The following is a 16878-nucleotide window of genomic DNA, read 5'->3' on the forward strand; positions in this document are numbered from 1 at the left end:
GGCCGCGGCGCCGGGCCCGATCCCGCCGCCGCCGGGCTCCCGCAATGCCGGGGGTAGCCGCTACCGCCGCGTCAAGCAGCTGGGCGCGGGCGGGTTCGGCACGGTCTGGCAGGCCGTCGACACCCAGCTGAACCGCACGGTCGCGCTGAAGATCGCGCACGCGCCGGACCGCGACACGGCCGAGCGCATGCAGCGCGAAGCCCGCGCGCTGGCCGTGGTCAGCCACCCGAACTGCGTCAAGGTGTACGACCTGGCCGAGGAGCCGGACGGCCTGGCGCTGGTGATGGAGTACCTGGAGGGCCGCCCGCTGGCCGAGCTGGTCGACGGCCAGGGGCCGCTGGACGACGTCGCGGCGGGCCGCCTGTGGGCGACGATGGCGGGCGCACTGGCGGCGGCGCACGAGAAGGGCGTCCTGCACCGCGACATCAAGCCGTCGAACATCGTCCTCGACCCGAGCGGCCTGGCCCACCTGATCGACTTCGGCATCGCCCGCAGCCAGGGTGACTCGAAGATGACGGCGACGGGCATGATGATCGGCACGCCGGACTTCGTGGCCCCCGAGCAGGCGATGGGCTCGGCGGCATCGCCGGCGTCGGACGCGTGGCAGCTGGCGGCGACGATCAGCTACGCGCTGTCGGGCCAGCCGCCGCGTGGAACACGCGAGACACCGATGGCGGCGTTGATGGCGGCGGCCCGTGCGGAGCCGGTGTCGCGGCTGCCCCAGCGGAGTGCGCACGCGCGGCTGCTGGCGGCGTCACTGGACCCGGAGCCGCGCCGGCGCCCGACGCTGAACGCGGTGCGGCGCGAGGTCGAGGGCTGGCTGTCACGGGCGGGCAAGTCGGCCGACGGCCCGGTGACGCGGGTCGTCCCGCGCCAGCCGGGGAGTCAGCTGCCGCGCCGCTAACCGGGCTTCACCGCCGAGAAGGTCACGATCTCCTTCGGCCGTGCCTTCACTTCGACCTGCTCGAAGCCGGCTCCGGCGAGCCGGCCTGGCAGGTGGCCGGCGTCGAGCACGTTCATCGTGTCGCCGATGTGCAGCAGCCGGAACCGGAAGCTGAGCTGGCTGTCCGTGCCGCAGAACTTCCCGCCCGGCCGCAGCACCCGCGCGGCCTCGGCGAAGATCGCGTCCTGCAGCGCCGCCGTCGGGACGTGGTGCAGCATCGTGAAGCACACGACCGCCGAGAAGCGGCCGCTCTCGAACGGCATCTCCGCGCCGCTGCCCTCGACGACCTCCGCGCGCGTGCCGAACTTGTCCCGCAGGAGCGACGTCGAGGCCGGGTCGATCTCCAGGACCGTCAGCTTCGGGACCACGTCGAGCAGCACCATCGTCGTCGCGCCGAAGCCGGGGCCGATTTCGAGGACGTCGTCGCCGAGGTCGTGGCGGGCCAGCCAGGGTGTCAGGCGTTCCTCGACCGTGTCCGCCCACTTGGCCGAGCTGCAGATCTTGCGGTGGATGAGGTTCATCGGCATGCGTCCGACGCTATTTCGAGACGGCGGTGACCGGTAGCCGATACGCTGCCAACCGATGTCGCGAAACAGCCAAGCCATGCTGCTCGGCGCGTTCGACCTGCCCGCCGGGACCTGGTTCCCGTGGCACGAGCACCCGGCGCACCAGCTCGTCTGGTCGGCGCGCGGTGTCGTCGCGGTCAAGGCGGGTGACGCGGGCTGGGTCCTCCCGCCGACGCGGGCCCTCTGGATGCCCGCCGGCGTGCGGCACCGGACCGGCGCGCTCGGGCGGGCCGCGCTGCGGGGCATTTACGCCGATCCGGCGCGCTCGCCGGTGTCGTGGCCGGAACCGCGAATGGTCGTCGTGCGGCCGCTGCTGCGGGAACTGCTGGAGTACCTGACCGGCGACGGCGTCGCGCCCGACGCCCGGCTGCGTGCCGAAGCCGTGGCCTTCGATCTGCTGGAGCCCCTCGACGTGGTGCCCATCGTGGTGCCGGCACCGGAAGATCCGCGGGCGCGTGACGTCGAGCGCGCGGTGCTGGCGAACCCGGCCGACGCCCGCACGCTCGCCGAGTTCGGCCGGGACGTCGGTGCCGCGGAACGCACGCTCGCGCGGATCTTCGTCCGGGAGTGCCGGATGCCGTTCGGGACCTGGCGCACGCAGGTGCGGCTGCGTGCGGCCCTGCCGCTGCTGGCCCAGGGCACGCCGCTGGAGACGGTGGCCTACCGGGTCGGGTACAGCTCGGCCAGCGCGTTCGTCGCCGCCTTCCGGCGCGCCGTTGGGGTCACGCCGGGCGCCTACTTCGCGGGCTGACTACCGCCAGGACGGCAGCCAGCGCTCGGCCTCCCACTGGCCGTTCGTGATCGCGATGCCGTTCAGGATCGGCCACAGCCAGGCGAAGTTCGCCACCACCAGTCCGACGTACAGCGACACCACGAGCAGACCTGTCCCGCGTCTCTCGAAGCCGCGCCGCGCGCTGCCCAGGATCTGGCCCAGGCACAACGTCAGCCCCAGAACCAGGAACGCCGCCAGCGGGGTCGCGTAGAAGAAGTACATCTGGCGGTCGATGTTGGTGAACCAGAAGACGTACCCGCCGAGGTAGCCGACCAGGACCGCCGCGAAGCGCCAGTCCGCGCGGAAGATCGAGCGCCAGGCCGCCCAGCCGAGCATCGGGATCGCCAGCCACCACATCGCCGGGGTGCCGATCAGCATCGTCGCGCTGATGCAGCGGGCCTCGCCGCAGCCGGTGACTTCGCCGTTGTAGCTGTAGAGCATCGGGCGCAGGCCCATCGGCCACGTCCACGGCTTGGACTCCCACGGGTGTGGGTTGTCCTTGGGTGTGACCAGCGTTTCGTGGAAGTGCAGGACGTTCGCCGTGTAGTCGCCGAGCGAGCGCAGCGCCGGCGGCACCCATGACCAGAAGCCTGGCGCGATGTCCTTGATCTCGGTGTAGTGCCGATCGGTCGCCGTCTCGCTGGCGAACCAGGCCCAGTACGCGGCGAAGTACATCAGGAACGGGATGATCAGGATGGCCCACAGCGCGGGCAGCACGTCCCGGCGGATCGTGCCCAGCCAGGGCCGTTCGACGCCGGCCGCGCGCCGGGCCGCGACGTCGAAGAACACGCACAGCAGCCCGAACGCGACGATGTAGTACAGCGCCGACCACTTGACGCCGAAGGTGAGCCCGATCATCAGCCCGGTCGCGAACCGCCACCAGCGGAAGCCCAGCTTGGGGCCCCAGACGGACTCGTTGACCCAGCCCTCGCGGACCGCCGTCGCCAGCCGCTCGCGCACCTGATCGCGGTCGACGAGCAGGCAGGCGAACGCGGCGAAGACGAACAGCGCGATGAAGATGTCGAGCATGCCCATCCGCGACTGCAGGTGCAGCACGCCGTCGCTGATCACCAGGATGCCGGCGATGCCGCCGAGCAGCGTGGAGCGGGTCAGGCGGCGGGCGACGCGGACGACCAGCAGCACCAGCAGCGTGCCGGCCAGCGCGGGCATGATCCGCCAGCCCCAGCCGTTGTAGCCGAACAGCCATTCGCCGATCGCGATCAGCTGCTTGGCCAGCGGCGGGTGGACGACCAGCTCGTAGCCGTAGTTGTCCTCGTAACCGCCGTTGCGCAGCACCTGCCACGCCTGCGGGACGTAGTGCTTCTCGTCGAAGACCGGGCTGCCCTTGTCGGTCGGCACGCCGAGGTTCTGCAGGCGGACGATGCCGCCGATCACGGTCAGCACGATGGTGACGACCCAGCCGCGCAGCCGGTCGGCCGGCATGCCTCGGCCGAGCAGGGTCAGCTCGCGGTCGGTGGGCGGCCGGAGCGCCTCGACCGGGTCCGGCCGGACGCTTTCGTCGTCGGGACGGGTCAGCACGGCGGTCACGGGGCGATCCTACGGGCGAGGCAGGGCGTCCGTCGTCCGGATCCGCTGATCAGCCTAGGCTGGCCGGGTGACCCAGGGCCGTCTGATCCTCGCCGCCACCCCGCTCGGCGACGTCCGCGACGCTTCTCCGCGCCTGGCTTCGGCCCTGGCGGACGCCGATGTCGTCGCGGCCGAGGACACCCGCCGGTTCCGGTCGCTGGCGACGGCGCTGGGCGTGACCCCGCGCGGCCGGGTGGTGAGCTTCTACGAAGACGTCGAGGCGGCGCGCCTGCCCAAGCTGCTCGAAGCGTTGCGGGCGGGCGAAACGGTGGTCCTGGTGACGGACGCCGGCATGCCGAGCGTGTCCGACCCGGGCTTCCGCCTGGTGGCGGCGTGCGTGGCGGAGGACCTACCGGTGACGTGCCTCCCGGGCCCGTCCGCGGTGACGACGGCGCTGGCGTTGTCCGGTTTGCCGTGCGACCGGTTCTGCTTCGAGGGGTTCGCGCCCCGCAAGCCGGGCGAGCGGACGCGCTGGCTGACGGCGTTGCGCGACGAGCCCCGGACGGCGGTGTTCTTCGAGTCCCCGCACCGCCTGGCATCCCTTTTGTCCGATGCGGCCGCGGTTCTGGGGCCGGACCGGCGCGCGGCGGTGTGCCGGGAGCTGACGAAGACGTACGAAGAGGTGAAGCGGGGGACGCTCGAAGAGCTGGCCGAGTGGGCCGCGGAGGGCGTGCGCGGGGAGATCACGGTGGTGCTCTCGGGCGCCGAGCCGCGCGCGGTTTCGGTGGCGGACCTGGTGGGCGAGGTGGCGGAGCGGGTGGCGTCCGGCGAGCGCCTGAAGTCCGCGGCGGCGGAGGTCGCCGAGGCGGCCGGGGTGTCCAAAAAGGAGCTCTACGACGCGGTGCTGGCGGCGCGGGTCAAGTGAGCAACGCGGTCACCGCGGCGTGCGCCTTCTCCGCATCGGGCGCGTCGCCGGTGATCACGTCCGTGTACACGAACGACTCGCCGATCCGCACCAGCAGGTAAGCCAGATCCGGCACCGGCAGCGGTGGGACCAGCCGCCCGGCCGCGACCTCGCCCTCCAGCAGCGTGACCAGCTTCTCCGTCGTCCGGCGTTGGCAAACGCTGGCGCGGGTCGTCAGCAGCCGCAAAGCGCGCTCCGGCTCGCGGCGGAGGAAGTCGCGGAACGGCGGTGCGTCGTTCGCCAGCCGGACGTACCCGCTCACGAAGTCCGCGATCCCGGCCGCGCCGCGGCCGACGCACGAAGGCCACAGGTGGGCGATCGTGACCTCCGAGAGCGACCACAGGATCTCGCCGAGGAGCCGATCGCGGCTGCCGATGCGGCGGTGCAGCGTCGCGCGGCTGATGGACAGCTCCTGCGCCAGCTCGCCCATGTCCAGCCGGCGGCCGGACAGGAACCACTCACGGGCCACGTCGAACTCCTGAGACATATGTCAGAATGTCTCACAACCACGGGGCTGCTGATGGAGAGGGAACGCGACATGCGCGCAGTGCAGGTGACCGAGTTCGGCGGACCCGAGGTGCTCACCCCCGTCGAGCTGCCCGACCCGGTGGCCGGCCCCGGCGAGGTGCTCATCGACGTCGAGCGCATCGGCGTCAACTACGCCGACACCCACCAGGCCGAGAACTCCTACCTCGCGCCGTCGCAGCTGCCGCTCGTCCCCGGCGGCGAGGTCGTCGGCACCCAGGACGGCAAGCGGGTCGTCGCCCTGCTCAACGGCGGTGGCGGGTACGCCGAGAAGGCCGTCGCGCCGTCGGCCACGACGTTCCCGGTGCCCGAGGGCATCGACGACCTCACCGCGCTGTCCATGCTGGTCCAGGGCACGACCGCGTGGGTCCTGCTCCGCAAGAACGCCCACCTGGCCGAAGGCGAATCGGTCGTCGTGCACGCGGCCGCCGGCGGGGTCGGGACGGTCGCCGTCCAGCTCGCCAAGGCCTGGGGCGCCGGGCGCGTCATCGCCACCGCGAGCAGCGAGGAGAAGCGCGCGCTCGCCCTCGAACTGGGCGCGGACGTCGCCATCGACTCGCGTGCCGAGGACATGACGGCCGCCCTGATCGAGGCGAACAACGGCCGCCGCGTCGACGTCGTGCTCGACATGGTCGGCGGCACGACCACCGACCAGAGCATCGCCGCCCTCGCCCCCTTCGGGCGGCTGGCCTTCTACGGCATGGCGGGCCGCGAGAACCCGAAGCCGGTGGAGCTGCGCAACGTCCTCGGCCACAGCACGACGATCAGCGGCATGTGGCTCCCGCACGTCTTCCGGGTGCCGGGCAACGTCTTCGGGACGGCGCTGACGGAGCTGTTCGACCTGGTCCTCGAAAACAAGCTCAAGGCGATCCCGGGCGGCGAGTACGCGCTGTCGGACGCCCGTGGCGCGCACGAGGCCCTGCGGTCGCGCAAGACGGTCGGGAAGCTACTGCTCGACCCCGGCAAGTAGGCGTTCCAGGGGTGCGGCCTTGTGGAGGCACTCCTGCCACTCCGCCTCCGGGTCCGAATCGGCCGTGATGCCGCCGCCCACGCCGAGGGCGATCGTGCCCTCGGCGATTTCGAACGTGCGGATCGCGACGTTCAGCTCCAGCCCCGCCACCGGCGACACCAGCCCGATCGCGCCCGTGTAGACCCCGCGCCCGCGCGGCTCCAAGGCCGCGATCAGGTCCAGCGCGCGGATCTTCGGCGCGCCCGTCACCGACCCCGGCGGGAAGGTCGCTTCCAGCAACGCGGCGTCCGAAACCGGAGGCCGCAGCACGCCCGTCACCGTCGAGTCCAGGTGCCAGACTCCCGGTGCCGGGCGGACCTGCAGCAGCGACGGGACCGTCACCGACCCGACCTCGCACACCCGGCCGAGGTCGTTGCGCACCAGATCGGTGATCATCACGTTCTCCGCGACGTCCTTGGTGGACCGCCGCAGCAGCGCGGCGTTCCCGTCGTCCTCGGGCCCGCGGCGGGGGAGCGTCCCCTTGATCGGCGTCGAGCGCACCGAACGCCCGTGGCGCGCGAGGAACAGCTCCGGCGAGAACGAAACCACCGACCCCCACGTCCCCGACAAGAAGGCCGCGCGGCGGGGCGACAGCGAAGACACCCCCGCCGCGAACAGCGCCGCGGGAGACCCCGAGAACGAACCCGTGAACCGGGCGCAGATGTTGGCCTGGAACAGCTCCCCGGCTTCGATCGCGTGCACGCACGCCTTCACCGCGTCCCGGTGCTCCGACGGCAGCGGACGCTGCAACGGTCCCGCCGTCCACGAAAGCGACGGCGGCGGGGAAGCCAGCAGTGACTCCATTGTGGACACCGAGGGGCCGCCGCCGTCCAGGGACTCCAGGTAGCACGTCCCCGAGCCGGACCAGCGCAGCACGTGGTCCGCCCAGCCCCAGGCGGCCGCGGGCAGCGCGCCGGTGCGGCCGGACGGATCCGCCGAGTCGTAGGACAGGTACCCGAACCAGCCGCCGCCGAGCACGCCGGGTTCCGCGTCGACCTCCGGCGCGAACGAAGGCAACGCGGACGGGGAGACGGCCAGCGACGGCGCGATCACGGCCCGGGAAGAAAACCACTCACCGGACAGCATCGCCGGCGGCGGCAACCCGCGCGAAGCGGCGTGGTGGGCCAGCACCGAGAACGCGCGCGCCGGCGTCACGTCCGTCCGGAGTGCCCTGCTCGTCACGCGCATGGCGACATACCACCACACGTCAGAGCAGCAGGTCGCCCAATGTGAACGGGTACACGACGGCGTTCTGCTCCACCGGCGCCGCGATGCCGGGGACGTCCGGGGCGTACGCGTGCTGGTGCACCCCGAGCCGCGAGTGGAACCAGCCCGGCCGGCCGGGGATGCCGTTGTGCCGGATCAGCCACAGCACGACCTCGCTGTCGGCCCAGCGGTCCGGGTGCAGCCGGTGCGCCCAGCAGTCGTGGTCGGCGTAGACCAGCACCCGCTCGATGCGCGCCGCGTGCCGGACGTGCTTGATCCACGCCTTGACGAACCGGTCGTCGACGCTCGGCGCGGCCACCTCCAGGGCCGGCGCCAGCGAGCCGGGGGCGAACGCGCCGAGCCGGCTCGCCGTCCGCACGAAGAAGTCCGCTTGGTCGTGGACCGCGCCGGGGCGGGCGTAGTGGCGCCCGCCCGCGTGCAGCCCGGCTTCCTGCGCGCCGGCCAGGTTGCGCTCCGCCGCGGGATTGCTCCAGTTGACGTTCTCGCTGATCGTCACCGACACGAACCGGGTCTGCGCGGCACGGACGGCCTGCCAGTCGGCCACCCGCTCGCGGTGCGACAGCGAAATGCCGAGCTCACTCTCCGGCTCTGTCACGGTCCGCCCCCGGCACGTCGGTGGAGAGCACACCATACGTCGCCGGGGACGGACCCGCAGTGACAAACGCGCGGTTGATCAGGCGTTTTCCTTCTGGAACGTCCGGGTGCCCCACCACAGGGAAAACACCGCCATCACCAGCACCACGACACTGCCCGTGAACAGGGCGTCCATCGTGAAGTCGCCGCCGAAACTGTTCCGCTCGACGTCGACGACGTGCCGGAACGGGTTGAGCCGCGAGACCGTGTAGAGCCAGTCCGGCGCCTTCCCGGCGGTGATCGGCAGCAGGATCCCGGAGAGCAGCAACAGCGGGATGAGCACCGCGTTGAGCAGCGCCGGGAACGTCTCCTCGCTCTTCAGCGTCAACGCCAGCGCGTAGGAGCACGACGCCAGCGACACCGCCATCAGGAACACGATCACCAGGCACAGCAGCACACCCGCCACCGGGGCGTCGAGCGGGAAGACCAGCGCGGCCAGCACGATGATCAGCACGGCCTGCACCACCGCCTGCAGCGCGTTGGCCAGCACCTTGCCCAGCAGCAGCGCGACCCGGCTGACCGGCGTCACCCGGAACCGCTCGACGACGCCGGAGCGGTAATCGGCCAGCAGCCCGAAGCCGACGAACGAGCTGCCGAACAGCGCCAGCTGGGCGATCAGCGCCGGCGTCAGCAGCATCCAGCCCTGCACTTCGGTCAGGCCCTGGCCCTGCATGGCCTGCACCATCAGCGGCCCGAACAGGAACAGGTACAGCAGCGGCTGCATGATCCCGATCAGCACCCAGGTCGGGTTGCGCAGGGCCGCGGTCATGTCGCGGCGGAAGATCAGCCAGGTGTCACGCAGCACGGCCGGCCTCCTCCGCTTCCCGCAGCGAACGCCCGGTCAGCGTCAGGAAGACGTCGTCGAGCGTCGGCCGGTGGACCTCCACCGACAGCATCGCGATGCTCTTCGCGTCCAGCGCCCGCAGCAGCTCCGGCAGCGCGACGTCGCCGCGCGGCACCCGGAACCGGATCTCCCCGCCGTCGACCGACAGCTCCTGGGCGCCCGCGAGCCGCCCGGCGATCTCCGCGGCGTCCGCGGCCTGCTCCGGGGCCACGCCCACCTCGACGCGGTCGCCGTTGACCCGCGCCTTGAGCGCGTCCGGCGTCCCCTCGGCGACGATCCGGCCGTCGTCGATCACGATCAGCCGGTCCGACAGCGCGTCCGCTTCGTCGAGGTAGTGGGTGGTCAGGAAGACCGTGACCCCTTGTTCGGCGCGCAGCCGGCGGATGTGGTCCCACAGGTTGGCGCGGCTCTGCGGGTCGAGGCCGGTCGACGGCTCGTCGAGGAACACCAGGCCGGGCGAGTGGATCAGGCCGAGCGCGATGTCGAGCCGCCGCCGCTGCCCGCCCGAGAGCGTCTTGGTCAGCCGCTGGTCCAGCCCGGTCAGGTCGAGCTGTTCGGCGAGTTCGGCGCCGCGCGCGATCGCGTCGGCCTTGGTCATCCGGTAGAGCCGGCCCTGCAGCTCCAGTTCGTCGGCGACCTTGCTTTCGGGTGCGCTGCCGCCGCCCTGGGCGACGTAGCCGATGCGCTTGCGCACGCCCAGCGGGTCTTCGAGCAGGTCGCGGCCGCCGACGGTCGCGGTGCCCGCGGTCGGCTTCAGCAGCGTGGTCAGCATCCGCAGGGTGGTCGTCTTCCCGGCGCCGTTGGGCCCGAGGAAGCCGACCAGCTCACCCGCTTCGACGTCGAGGTCGACGCCCTTCACCGCGTGGACTTCGCCCCCAGTGCGGCCCTTGCGGCGGAACCGCCGCTCGAGACCGCGTGCCGTGATCATGAGATCCCCTCTCGAAAATTTAGTCAAACTTGACTAGTGAGGCGCACTCTGTGCCCCACCGCAGGTGGAACTCCCGGTCGCCGTCCTCGGTGACCCGGTGGGCGATCCGGTCCGGGCCTGCTTCGCCCGGCTCGACGTCGACCTGGCTCCAGCAGGTCCTCGGCGGTCGTCTTCTTCAGGGTGTGGTGTGTCGCCGACAACCGGGGCCTCCCTCCCGAAAACGCGCGTGACGCCCTCCGTAGGCTAATAAGGTATGAGCACCCCTGTGTTGACCGCGGTGGCCTGGCCCTATGCCAACGGCCCCCGCCACATCGGCCACGTGTCCGGATTCGGCGTCCCGTCCGACGTCTTCTCCCGCTACCAGCGAATGGCCGGCAACCGGGTGCTCATGGTGTCCGGGACCGACGAACACGGCACCCCGATCACCGTCCAGGCGGACAAGGAGAACTCGACCCCGCAGGAGACGGCGGACAAGTACACCCGCCAGATCGGCACCGACCTGCAGGGCCTCGGCCTCTCCTACGACCTGTTCACCCGCACCACGACCGGCAACCACGCCGAGGTGACGCAGCAGATCTTTCTCGCGCTGCACCGCAACGGCTACGTCGTGCCCAAGACCACGCGCGGGGCGATCAGCCCGTCCACCGGCCGCACGCTGCCCGACCGCTACGTCGAGGGCACCTGCCCGATCTGCGGGTACGACGGCGCGCGCGGCGACCAGTGCGACAACTGCGGCAACCAGCTCGACGCCGCGGAGCTGATCAACCCGAAGTCGCGGATCAACGGCGAGACGCCGAAGTTCGTCGAGACCGAGCACTACTTCCTCGACCTGCCGGCGTTCACCAAGACCCTCGGCGACTGGCTGTCGACGAAGACCGACTGGCGCCCGAACGTCCTCAACTTCACCAAGAACCTGATCGACGACATGCGGCCGCGGCCGATCACCCGCGACCTCGACTGGGGCGTCAAGATCCCCCTCGACGGCTGGCGCGACCAGCCGCTGAAGCGGTTCTACGTCTGGTTCGACGCGGTGATCGGGTACTTCTCGGCCAGTGTCGAGTGGGCGCGGCGCTCCGGCAACCCGGACGCGTGGCAGGAGTGGTGGAACAACGCCGACGCCCGGTCCTACTACTTCATGGGCAAGGACAACATCACCTTCCACGCCCAGATCTGGCCGGCCCTGCTGTTCGGCCACAACGGCGAGGGTGACAAGGGCGGCGAGCCCGGCAAGTACGGCAAGCTGCACCTGCCCGACGAGATCGTCTCCAGCGAGTTCCTCACCATGAGCGGCTCGAAGTTCTCGACCTCGCGCGGGCGCGTGATCTACGTCGAGGACTTCCTGCGCGACTTCGGCCCGGACACACTGCGGTACTTCATCTCGGTCGCCGGCCCGGAGACCCAGGACACCGACTTCACCTGGGACGAGTTCGTCCGCCGGACCAACTTCGAGCTGGCCAACGAGTGGGGCAACCTGGTCAACCGGTCGATCTCGATGGCGCACAAGAACGTCGGCGCCATCCCGCGCCCGGAGGCCCCGACGGCGGCCGACGAAGAGCTGAAGGCGTTGTCGCGCAAGGCGTTCGACACCGCGGGCGCGCACCTGGCCCGGTCCCGGTTCAAGCTGGCGGCGGCCGAGGCGATGAAGGTCGTCACCGCGGCGAACAAGTACATCTCCGACCAGGAGCCGTGGAAGCTCAAGGACGACCCCACGCGGCGGGACACGGTGCTGCACACCGCGCTGCAGGTCGTCTCGGACGCCAACACGCTGCTGACACCGTTCCTGCCGCACTCGGCCCAGAAGGTGCACGAGGCCCTCGGCGGCACCGGCGTCTGGGCCGCCCAGCCGGAGCTCAAGGAGGTCGACGACCTCGACATCGACGGCCGGGTCAACCCGATCCTCACCGGCGACTACGCGGCCGAGCAGGCCAAGTGGGAGTCGACGCCGATCGAGGTCGGCAAGCCGCTGGCCAAGCCGTCGCCGCTGTTCACCAAGCTCGACCCGGCGCTCGGCGAGACCGGCCCGGAGTGGGCACCGATCGTCAAGGAGTAAGAGGTAGTGCATGGGTGACGAGAAGCGCGAGCTGCCGCCGGTCCCGGACAGGCTCCCGGTGTCGGTGGTGGACGCGCACACCCATCTCGACGCGTGCGGCGCGGTCACCGCGGCCGATGTCACGGCCATGGTCGACCGCGCCGAGCGCGCCGGCGTCGCCCGCGTCGTCACGGTCGCGGACGACCTCGCCTCGGCCCGCTGGGCCGCCGAGGCCGCCGGCTGGGACAGCCGGGTCTGGGCCGCCGTCGCGATCCACCCGACCCGGACCAAGGAGTTCGGCGAGGCCGAGAAGGCCGAGGTCGAGCGGCTGGCCGGGCACGAGCGGGTGGTCGCCGTCGGCGAGACCGGCCTCGACTACTACTGGGACTACTCGCCGCACGACGCCCAGCAGGAGGCGTTCCGCTGGCACATCGACCTCGCGAAGCGGCTCGGCAAGCCGCTGATGATCCACGACCGCGAGGCCCACGACGACGTGTTGCGCATCCTGGCCGAAGAGGGTGCGCCGAATGCCGTAATTTTCCATTGTTTTTCCGGGGACGCGGAAATGGCCCGCAAGTGCGTCGACGCGGGCTTTGTCCTTTCCTTCGCGGGCACGGTGACGTTCAAGAACGCGAAGGGGCTCCACGAGGCGGCCCGGCTCTGCCCGCCGGGGCAGTACCTCGTCGAGACCGACGCGCCGTTTCTGACCCCCCACCCGTTCCGTGGGCGGCCGAACGAGCCGTTCGGCGCCGCTTACACCGTCCGTCACCTCGCGGCGCTCAGGGGCGAAGCTGTCCACGAAGTCGCCGAAGCGGTCCGGACCACCGCCGAGCGGGTCTACCGACTCCCCAGCGTCACCTCGGGGTGAACGCATTGCGACAACAGGGTTTCCGGCTCGTCCACCTGATGGAGTGACCCAGATCACGACACTCCGGGGGGTGTTTGCGCAACCCGCCGCGACCCGTTACTGTCCCGTGATCGTGCCGGTCGGACCTGCGCTCAGTAGTTGCCGATCGTCACGCCCAGTCGTAGAGACGGCGCCCCCGACCGTCGTCTCGTGAAAGGGAACGATCCCCGGTGACAGGTAGCAGACAGGCTGGAGCGCGCTCCGCCGTCCTCGAACGCAGTCATTTCGAGGACACCGCGTACGGCCAGCTCGACTTCTCCGACGACCCGAACATCACGCAGCAGGACATCCTCGCCGCGCTCGGCCCCGATGCCGACGCGATGATGGCCGAGATCGACGTCGACGTCGACGAACTGATCCGCCTCATCAACGCCGAGACGACGTACCTGCCGCCGATCGTCATCCCGGACGGCCTCGAGGAGGACCGCACCGCTTCCCCCGAAGCGCGTCGTGCGGCTCTGGACGAGGGCCTCCGCCAGACGACCAAGGTCTGGAAGCGCCGGTTCCTCAAGGGCGCCGTCCTCAGCGTCATGATCAGCGTCGCCGGCGGCGGCGCGGCCGCGCTGGCGATGAACAAGAGCATCACCGTCGACGTCGACGGCCACCAGCAGACCGTGCACTCCTTCGGCGGCACCGTCGGCGAGGTGCTCGAGGACGCGGGCCTGTCCGTCGGCGAGCACGACTCGCTCTCGCCCTCCCCGCAGGCGGAGGTCGGCGACGGCGGCGTCATCAAGCTCGAGCGCGGCCGCCAGCTGAAGCTGATCGTCGACGGCGCCGAGCGCACCTCCTGGGTCCGCGCGACCCACCTCGGCGACGCGCTGAGCCAGCTCGGGATGACCGAGATGGACAAGGCCGGCACCTGGATGTCGATGCCGAAGAGCGGCGAGCTGCCGCTGCAGGGCGCGACCGTCGAGATCAAGACGCTCAAGAACATCACCCTGTACGACGGCGGGAACGCGCCGAAGCAGGTCAAGACCACGGCCGTGACGACGAAGGAGTTCCTGGGCGAGTACAAGCTCACCCTGGGCCCGGAGGACCAGGCCGAGGGCGGCCTGGACGTCAAGCTGACCGACGGCGCCGAGGTGCACATCAGCCGCACCGGCGTCTCGACGGTCGTCCAGAAGGAGAGCATCGACCCGCCCGAGCAGCGCGTCGACGACCCGAACCTCGCCAAGGGCAAGACGCAGGTCGAGGACCCCGGCACGCCGGGCGAGAAGGAAGTGACCTACAAGGTCACGCAGAAGAACGGCAAAGAGGTCGGCCGGGAGAGCATCTCCGAGAAGGTCATCACCCAGCCGAAGCCGAAGATCGTCCACGTCGGCACCAAGGAAGCCCCGACCCCGGCGATCGGCGACGGCTCCGCGTGGGACCGCATCGCGCAGTGCGAGTCGGGCGGCAACTGGGCCATCAACACCGGCAACGGCTACTACGGCGGCCTCCAGTTCGACAAGCGCACGTGGGACGCCTACGGCGGCGACCAATACGCGAACCTGCCGAACCAGGCTTCGCGCGAGCAGCAGATCGCGGTCGCGGAGAAGGTCCGCGACGCCCGCGGCGGCTACAGCGCCTGGCCGGTCTGCGGCAAGAAGGCCTGAGCCCCACTTCGAAACGGCCCCCGTCCACCGGACGGGGGCCGTTCCGCGTGTCGCCCCTCCAATCACGCGAGATCCGCGCTCAATCACGCGAGATCCGCCTCTGACCACGCGAGATCCGCCTCTGACCACGCGAGATGCGCCTCTGATCACGCGAAATCCGGGTTCAAGTAGGCTCGTCCGGTGGTTGAACTGCTGGGACCGGCCGAAATCCGTGCGCTGGCGGCCGAACTCGACGTGCGGCCGACCAAGAAGCTCGGGCAGAACTTCGTGCACGACCCCAACACCGTCCGGCGGATCGTCGAGCTGGCGAACGTCGGCGAGGACGACGTCGTCCTCGAAGTCGGGCCCGGGCTCGGGTCGCTGACCCTCGGGCTGCTCGCCACCGGCGCCCGGGTGGTCGCCGTCGAGATCGATCCCAAGCTCGCCGAGCGGCTGCCCGAGACGGTGGCCGAGCGGGGCCCGGAAGCGGCCGGAAACCTCACCGTCGTCGGGGCGGACGCCCTGCGCGTCACCCGCGAAGAACTGGGCGAGCCGACCGCTCTCGTCGCGAACCTGCCCTACAACGTCGCCGTGCCCGTCGTGCTGCACCTGCTGGCTGAGGTGTCCTCCCTCCGGAGCGGCCTCGTCATGGTGCAGACCGAGGTCGCCGACCGGATGGCCGCCGGCCCCGGCAGCCGGATCTACGGCGTGCCCAGCGTCAAGCTCGCCTGGTACGGCCCCGCACGCAAGGTCGCCGCCGTGCCACGCTCGGTGTTCTGGCCGGTGCCGAACGTCGATTCCGCGCTCGTCGCCTTCGAGCGGGCCGACGCGACGGCGTCCGACGACCGGGACGTCCTCTTCGGCCTGGTGGACGCCGCATTCTCACAACGCAGGAAGACGCTCCGGGCCGCGCTCGCGGGCTGGGCGGGCTCGGCCGAGCGCGCCGGTGAACTCCTGACGGCGGCCGGGATCGACCCCAAGACCCGTGGCGAGCAGCTGGATGTGCACGACTTCGCCCGCATCGCCGCCGCGCGTTAGCGACTCCACAGTGGAGGCGTGAAAATACGCCCGCCCAGCCCTTGATCCCGCGATTCGGACACCTCCACTCGTGTGATCTGGGCCAACGGGCTTGCTTTCGCTCCTCGGGATCGGTTTTACTCAGTACGTCCATCCCGAGCGACTGAGAGACCTGGCTCGCCGAAGTCGCAGCAACCACCCTCCACAGGGCAGGTGCTACCGCCAGGACCGATGGAGGCCGTTTTCGATGAAGAGGGTAGCCCGCCCCCTGCTCCTGACCAGGCGTCGCGTTGTCGACGAAGGCCGCCGCTCCGTGACCGCGTGTCGACGCTCCCGCTGAGCTAGTCCGAGCCGGTCCACCTCTTCTTCACGCACCGTCCGAACAGGACGGAACTCGCTTGCGGCCGGGTGCTGCGCGCTGCCTGCACCCCGTTTTCTGGAGCCTTCGTGATCACCGTCGAAAACCTGTCCAAAACCTTTGCCACCAACGGAAACTCCGTCGTCGCGCTGCGGGACGTGAGCGTCGACGTCCAAGCCGGCTCGCTGTTCGGCGTGGTCGGTCCCGCCGGGTCGGGCAAGTCCGTCCTCGCCCGGTGCATCGCCCTGCAGGAGCGCCCGGACCGCGGTGTCGTCCGCCTCGACGGCCTCAACACCGGCACCCTCGACGGTCGCCGCCTCCGCGAAATCCGCCGTCAGCTCGGCGTCGTCTCCACGAAACCGGAGCTGATCGCCGAGCGCACCATCGCCGGCAACATCGCTTCCCCGCTCGAGCAGCTCGGCGTCGACGGCCCGCAGCGTCGCAGCCGGGTCGGCTCGCTGCTCGACCTCGTCGGCCTGACCCAGCGCGCCACGCAGCGGCCCGGTGAGCTGTCCGCCGGGCAGCTCCGCCGCGTCGCGGTCGCGAAGGCGCTGGCGGCGGCCCCGGCCGTGCTGCTCGCCGACGACCCGACCGCCGGCGTCGACCCGGAGGAGGCCGGCGCGGTGCTCGCCGTCCTCGACCGGGCGCGCTCCGAGCTGGGCACCACGATCGTCGTCACGACGCCGGACGCGGGCGTGGTCCGCCGGGTCTGCGACGACGTCGCGGTGCTGGAGGACGGCACGGTCGTCGAGCGCGGCACGGTGCTCGACCTGATCTCGAACCCGGCCAGCCGCACCGCCCAGGTGCTGCTGCCGGCCATCGAGACGACCCGCTCGCAGGCGGCGCGCTACGACCGCTCGGCCGACGTCGTGCTGGTCGGTTTCGCGTCGGTGGGCGCGCTGCTGCCCGAGGCCGCGGGCCGCTTCGACGTCGAGTTCGCCACCATCGGCGGCGGCCTGACCCGCATCGGTGACACGCCGGTCGGCCCCCGCTTCCTCGGCGGGCGAAGGCGGGGTGGCCGGGGCGAGCGGCTCGCCGCGGCCCCCCGCGGGGCT

Annotated in this window: 16 protein-coding genes and 1 riboswitch; of the genes, 9 read left to right on the forward strand and 7 right to left on the reverse strand. The window is 71.2% G+C overall.

The window, feature by feature from the left end; translation table 11 throughout:
• The coding region (locus tag ACWEVN_RS37060; RefSeq protein ID WP_452054382.1) for a serine/threonine-protein kinase at positions 1-904 on the forward strand (904 nt) is incomplete at its 5' end.
• On the opposite strand, the gene ACWEVN_RS37065 is transcribed toward ACWEVN_RS37060, so the two are convergent.
• Positions 901-1470 (reverse strand): class I SAM-dependent methyltransferase, encoded by a 570-nt coding sequence (locus ACWEVN_RS37065; RefSeq protein ID WP_452054383.1) that lies wholly within the window; start codon positions 1468-1470, stop codon positions 901-903. The two genes, ACWEVN_RS37060 and ACWEVN_RS37065, sit on opposite strands and share 4 nt — an antisense overlap.
• A 76-nt stretch (positions 1471-1546) precedes the next feature.
• Here ACWEVN_RS37065 and ACWEVN_RS37070 point away from each other — a divergent pair, with 76 nt between their 5' ends.
• On the forward strand, positions 1547-2260 hold the full coding sequence (locus ACWEVN_RS37070) for an AraC family transcriptional regulator (RefSeq protein ID WP_452054395.1): 714 nt from the start codon (positions 1547-1549) through the stop codon (positions 2258-2260).
• On the opposite strand, the gene ACWEVN_RS37075 is transcribed toward ACWEVN_RS37070, so the two are convergent.
• Positions 2261-3829 carry a dolichyl-phosphate-mannose--protein mannosyltransferase gene (locus ACWEVN_RS37075; protein WP_452054384.1) on the reverse strand — a complete coding sequence of 523 codons (1569 nt, stop codon included), beginning with the start codon at positions 3827-3829 and terminating at the stop codon, positions 2261-2263.
• A 67-nt stretch (positions 3830-3896) separates the two neighbouring features.
• Between ACWEVN_RS37075 and rsmI the strand changes: the two genes are divergently transcribed.
• Positions 3897-4733: a 16S rRNA (cytidine(1402)-2'-O)-methyltransferase gene (gene rsmI / locus ACWEVN_RS37080; protein WP_452054385.1), complete on the forward strand. Its 837-nt coding sequence runs from the start codon at positions 3897-3899 to the stop codon at positions 4731-4733.
• Here rsmI and ACWEVN_RS37085 read toward each other — a convergent pair.
• Positions 4726-5259, reverse strand: coding sequence for a QsdR family transcriptional regulator (locus tag ACWEVN_RS37085; RefSeq protein ID WP_449687049.1), 534 nt, complete (start codon positions 5257-5259; stop codon positions 4726-4728). The two genes, rsmI and ACWEVN_RS37085, sit on opposite strands and share 8 nt — an antisense overlap.
• Positions 5260-5310: 51 nt before the next feature.
• Here ACWEVN_RS37085 and ACWEVN_RS37090 point away from each other — a divergent pair, with 51 nt between their 5' ends.
• Complete coding sequence (locus ACWEVN_RS37090) at positions 5311-6267, forward strand: quinone oxidoreductase family protein (RefSeq protein WP_452054386.1); 957 nt, start codon at positions 5311-5313, stop codon at positions 6265-6267.
• On the opposite strand, the gene ACWEVN_RS37095 is transcribed toward ACWEVN_RS37090, so the two are convergent.
• The 4 genes from ACWEVN_RS37095 to ACWEVN_RS37110 form a co-directional block, all read right to left on the reverse strand.
• Positions 6244-7494, reverse strand: a complete 1251-nt coding sequence (locus ACWEVN_RS37095; RefSeq protein ID WP_452054387.1) for an aminodeoxychorismate synthase component I — start codon at positions 7492-7494, stop codon at positions 6244-6246. The two genes, ACWEVN_RS37090 and ACWEVN_RS37095, sit on opposite strands and share 24 nt — an antisense overlap.
• A 19-nt stretch (positions 7495-7513) precedes the next feature.
• Positions 7514-8128, reverse strand: a complete 615-nt coding sequence (locus ACWEVN_RS37100) for a glycoside hydrolase family 25 protein (RefSeq protein ID WP_310973908.1) — start codon at positions 8126-8128, stop codon at positions 7514-7516.
• Positions 8129-8206: 78 nt separating this feature from the next.
• On the reverse strand, positions 8207-8971 hold the full coding sequence (locus tag ACWEVN_RS37105; RefSeq protein ID WP_452054388.1) for an ABC transporter permease: 765 nt from the start codon (positions 8969-8971) through the stop codon (positions 8207-8209).
• Positions 8961-9938 carry an ATP-binding cassette domain-containing protein gene (locus ACWEVN_RS37110; RefSeq protein ID WP_452054389.1) on the reverse strand — a complete coding sequence of 326 codons (978 nt, stop codon included), beginning with the start codon at positions 9936-9938 and terminating at the stop codon, positions 8961-8963. The genes ACWEVN_RS37105 and ACWEVN_RS37110 overlap by 11 nt, the downstream gene beginning before the upstream one ends.
• A gap of 253 nt (positions 9939-10191) precedes the next feature.
• On the opposite strand from ACWEVN_RS37110, the gene metG reads away from it, so the two are divergent.
• The 5 genes from metG to ACWEVN_RS37135 form a co-directional block, all read left to right on the forward strand.
• Positions 10192-11988: a methionine--tRNA ligase gene (gene metG, locus ACWEVN_RS37115; RefSeq protein WP_452054390.1), complete on the forward strand. Its 1797-nt coding sequence runs from the start codon at positions 10192-10194 to the stop codon at positions 11986-11988.
• 10 nt (positions 11989-11998) lie between these two features.
• Positions 11999-12835 (forward strand): TatD family hydrolase, encoded by an 837-nt coding sequence (locus ACWEVN_RS37120; RefSeq protein WP_452054391.1) that lies wholly within the window; start codon positions 11999-12001, stop codon positions 12833-12835.
• A gap of 209 nt (positions 12836-13044) precedes the next feature.
• Positions 13045-14469 carry a transglycosylase family protein gene (locus ACWEVN_RS37125; protein WP_452054392.1) on the forward strand — a complete coding sequence of 475 codons (1425 nt, stop codon included), beginning with the start codon at positions 13045-13047 and terminating at the stop codon, positions 14467-14469.
• A gap of 180 nt (positions 14470-14649) precedes the next feature.
• Positions 14650-15486, forward strand: a complete 837-nt coding sequence (gene rsmA, locus ACWEVN_RS37130) for a 16S rRNA (adenine(1518)-N(6)/adenine(1519)-N(6))-dimethyltransferase RsmA (protein ID WP_452054393.1) — start codon at positions 14650-14652, stop codon at positions 15484-15486.
• Between the two features lie 126 nt (positions 15487-15612).
• A riboswitch (SAM riboswitch) is annotated at positions 15613-15703 on the forward strand.
• A gap of 209 nt (positions 15704-15912) precedes the next feature.
• The coding region (locus tag ACWEVN_RS37135) for a methionine ABC transporter ATP-binding protein (RefSeq protein ID WP_452054394.1) at positions 15913-16878 on the forward strand (966 nt) is incomplete at its 3' end.

The sequence above is a fragment of the Amycolatopsis sp. NPDC003861 genome, assembly GCF_053605405.1.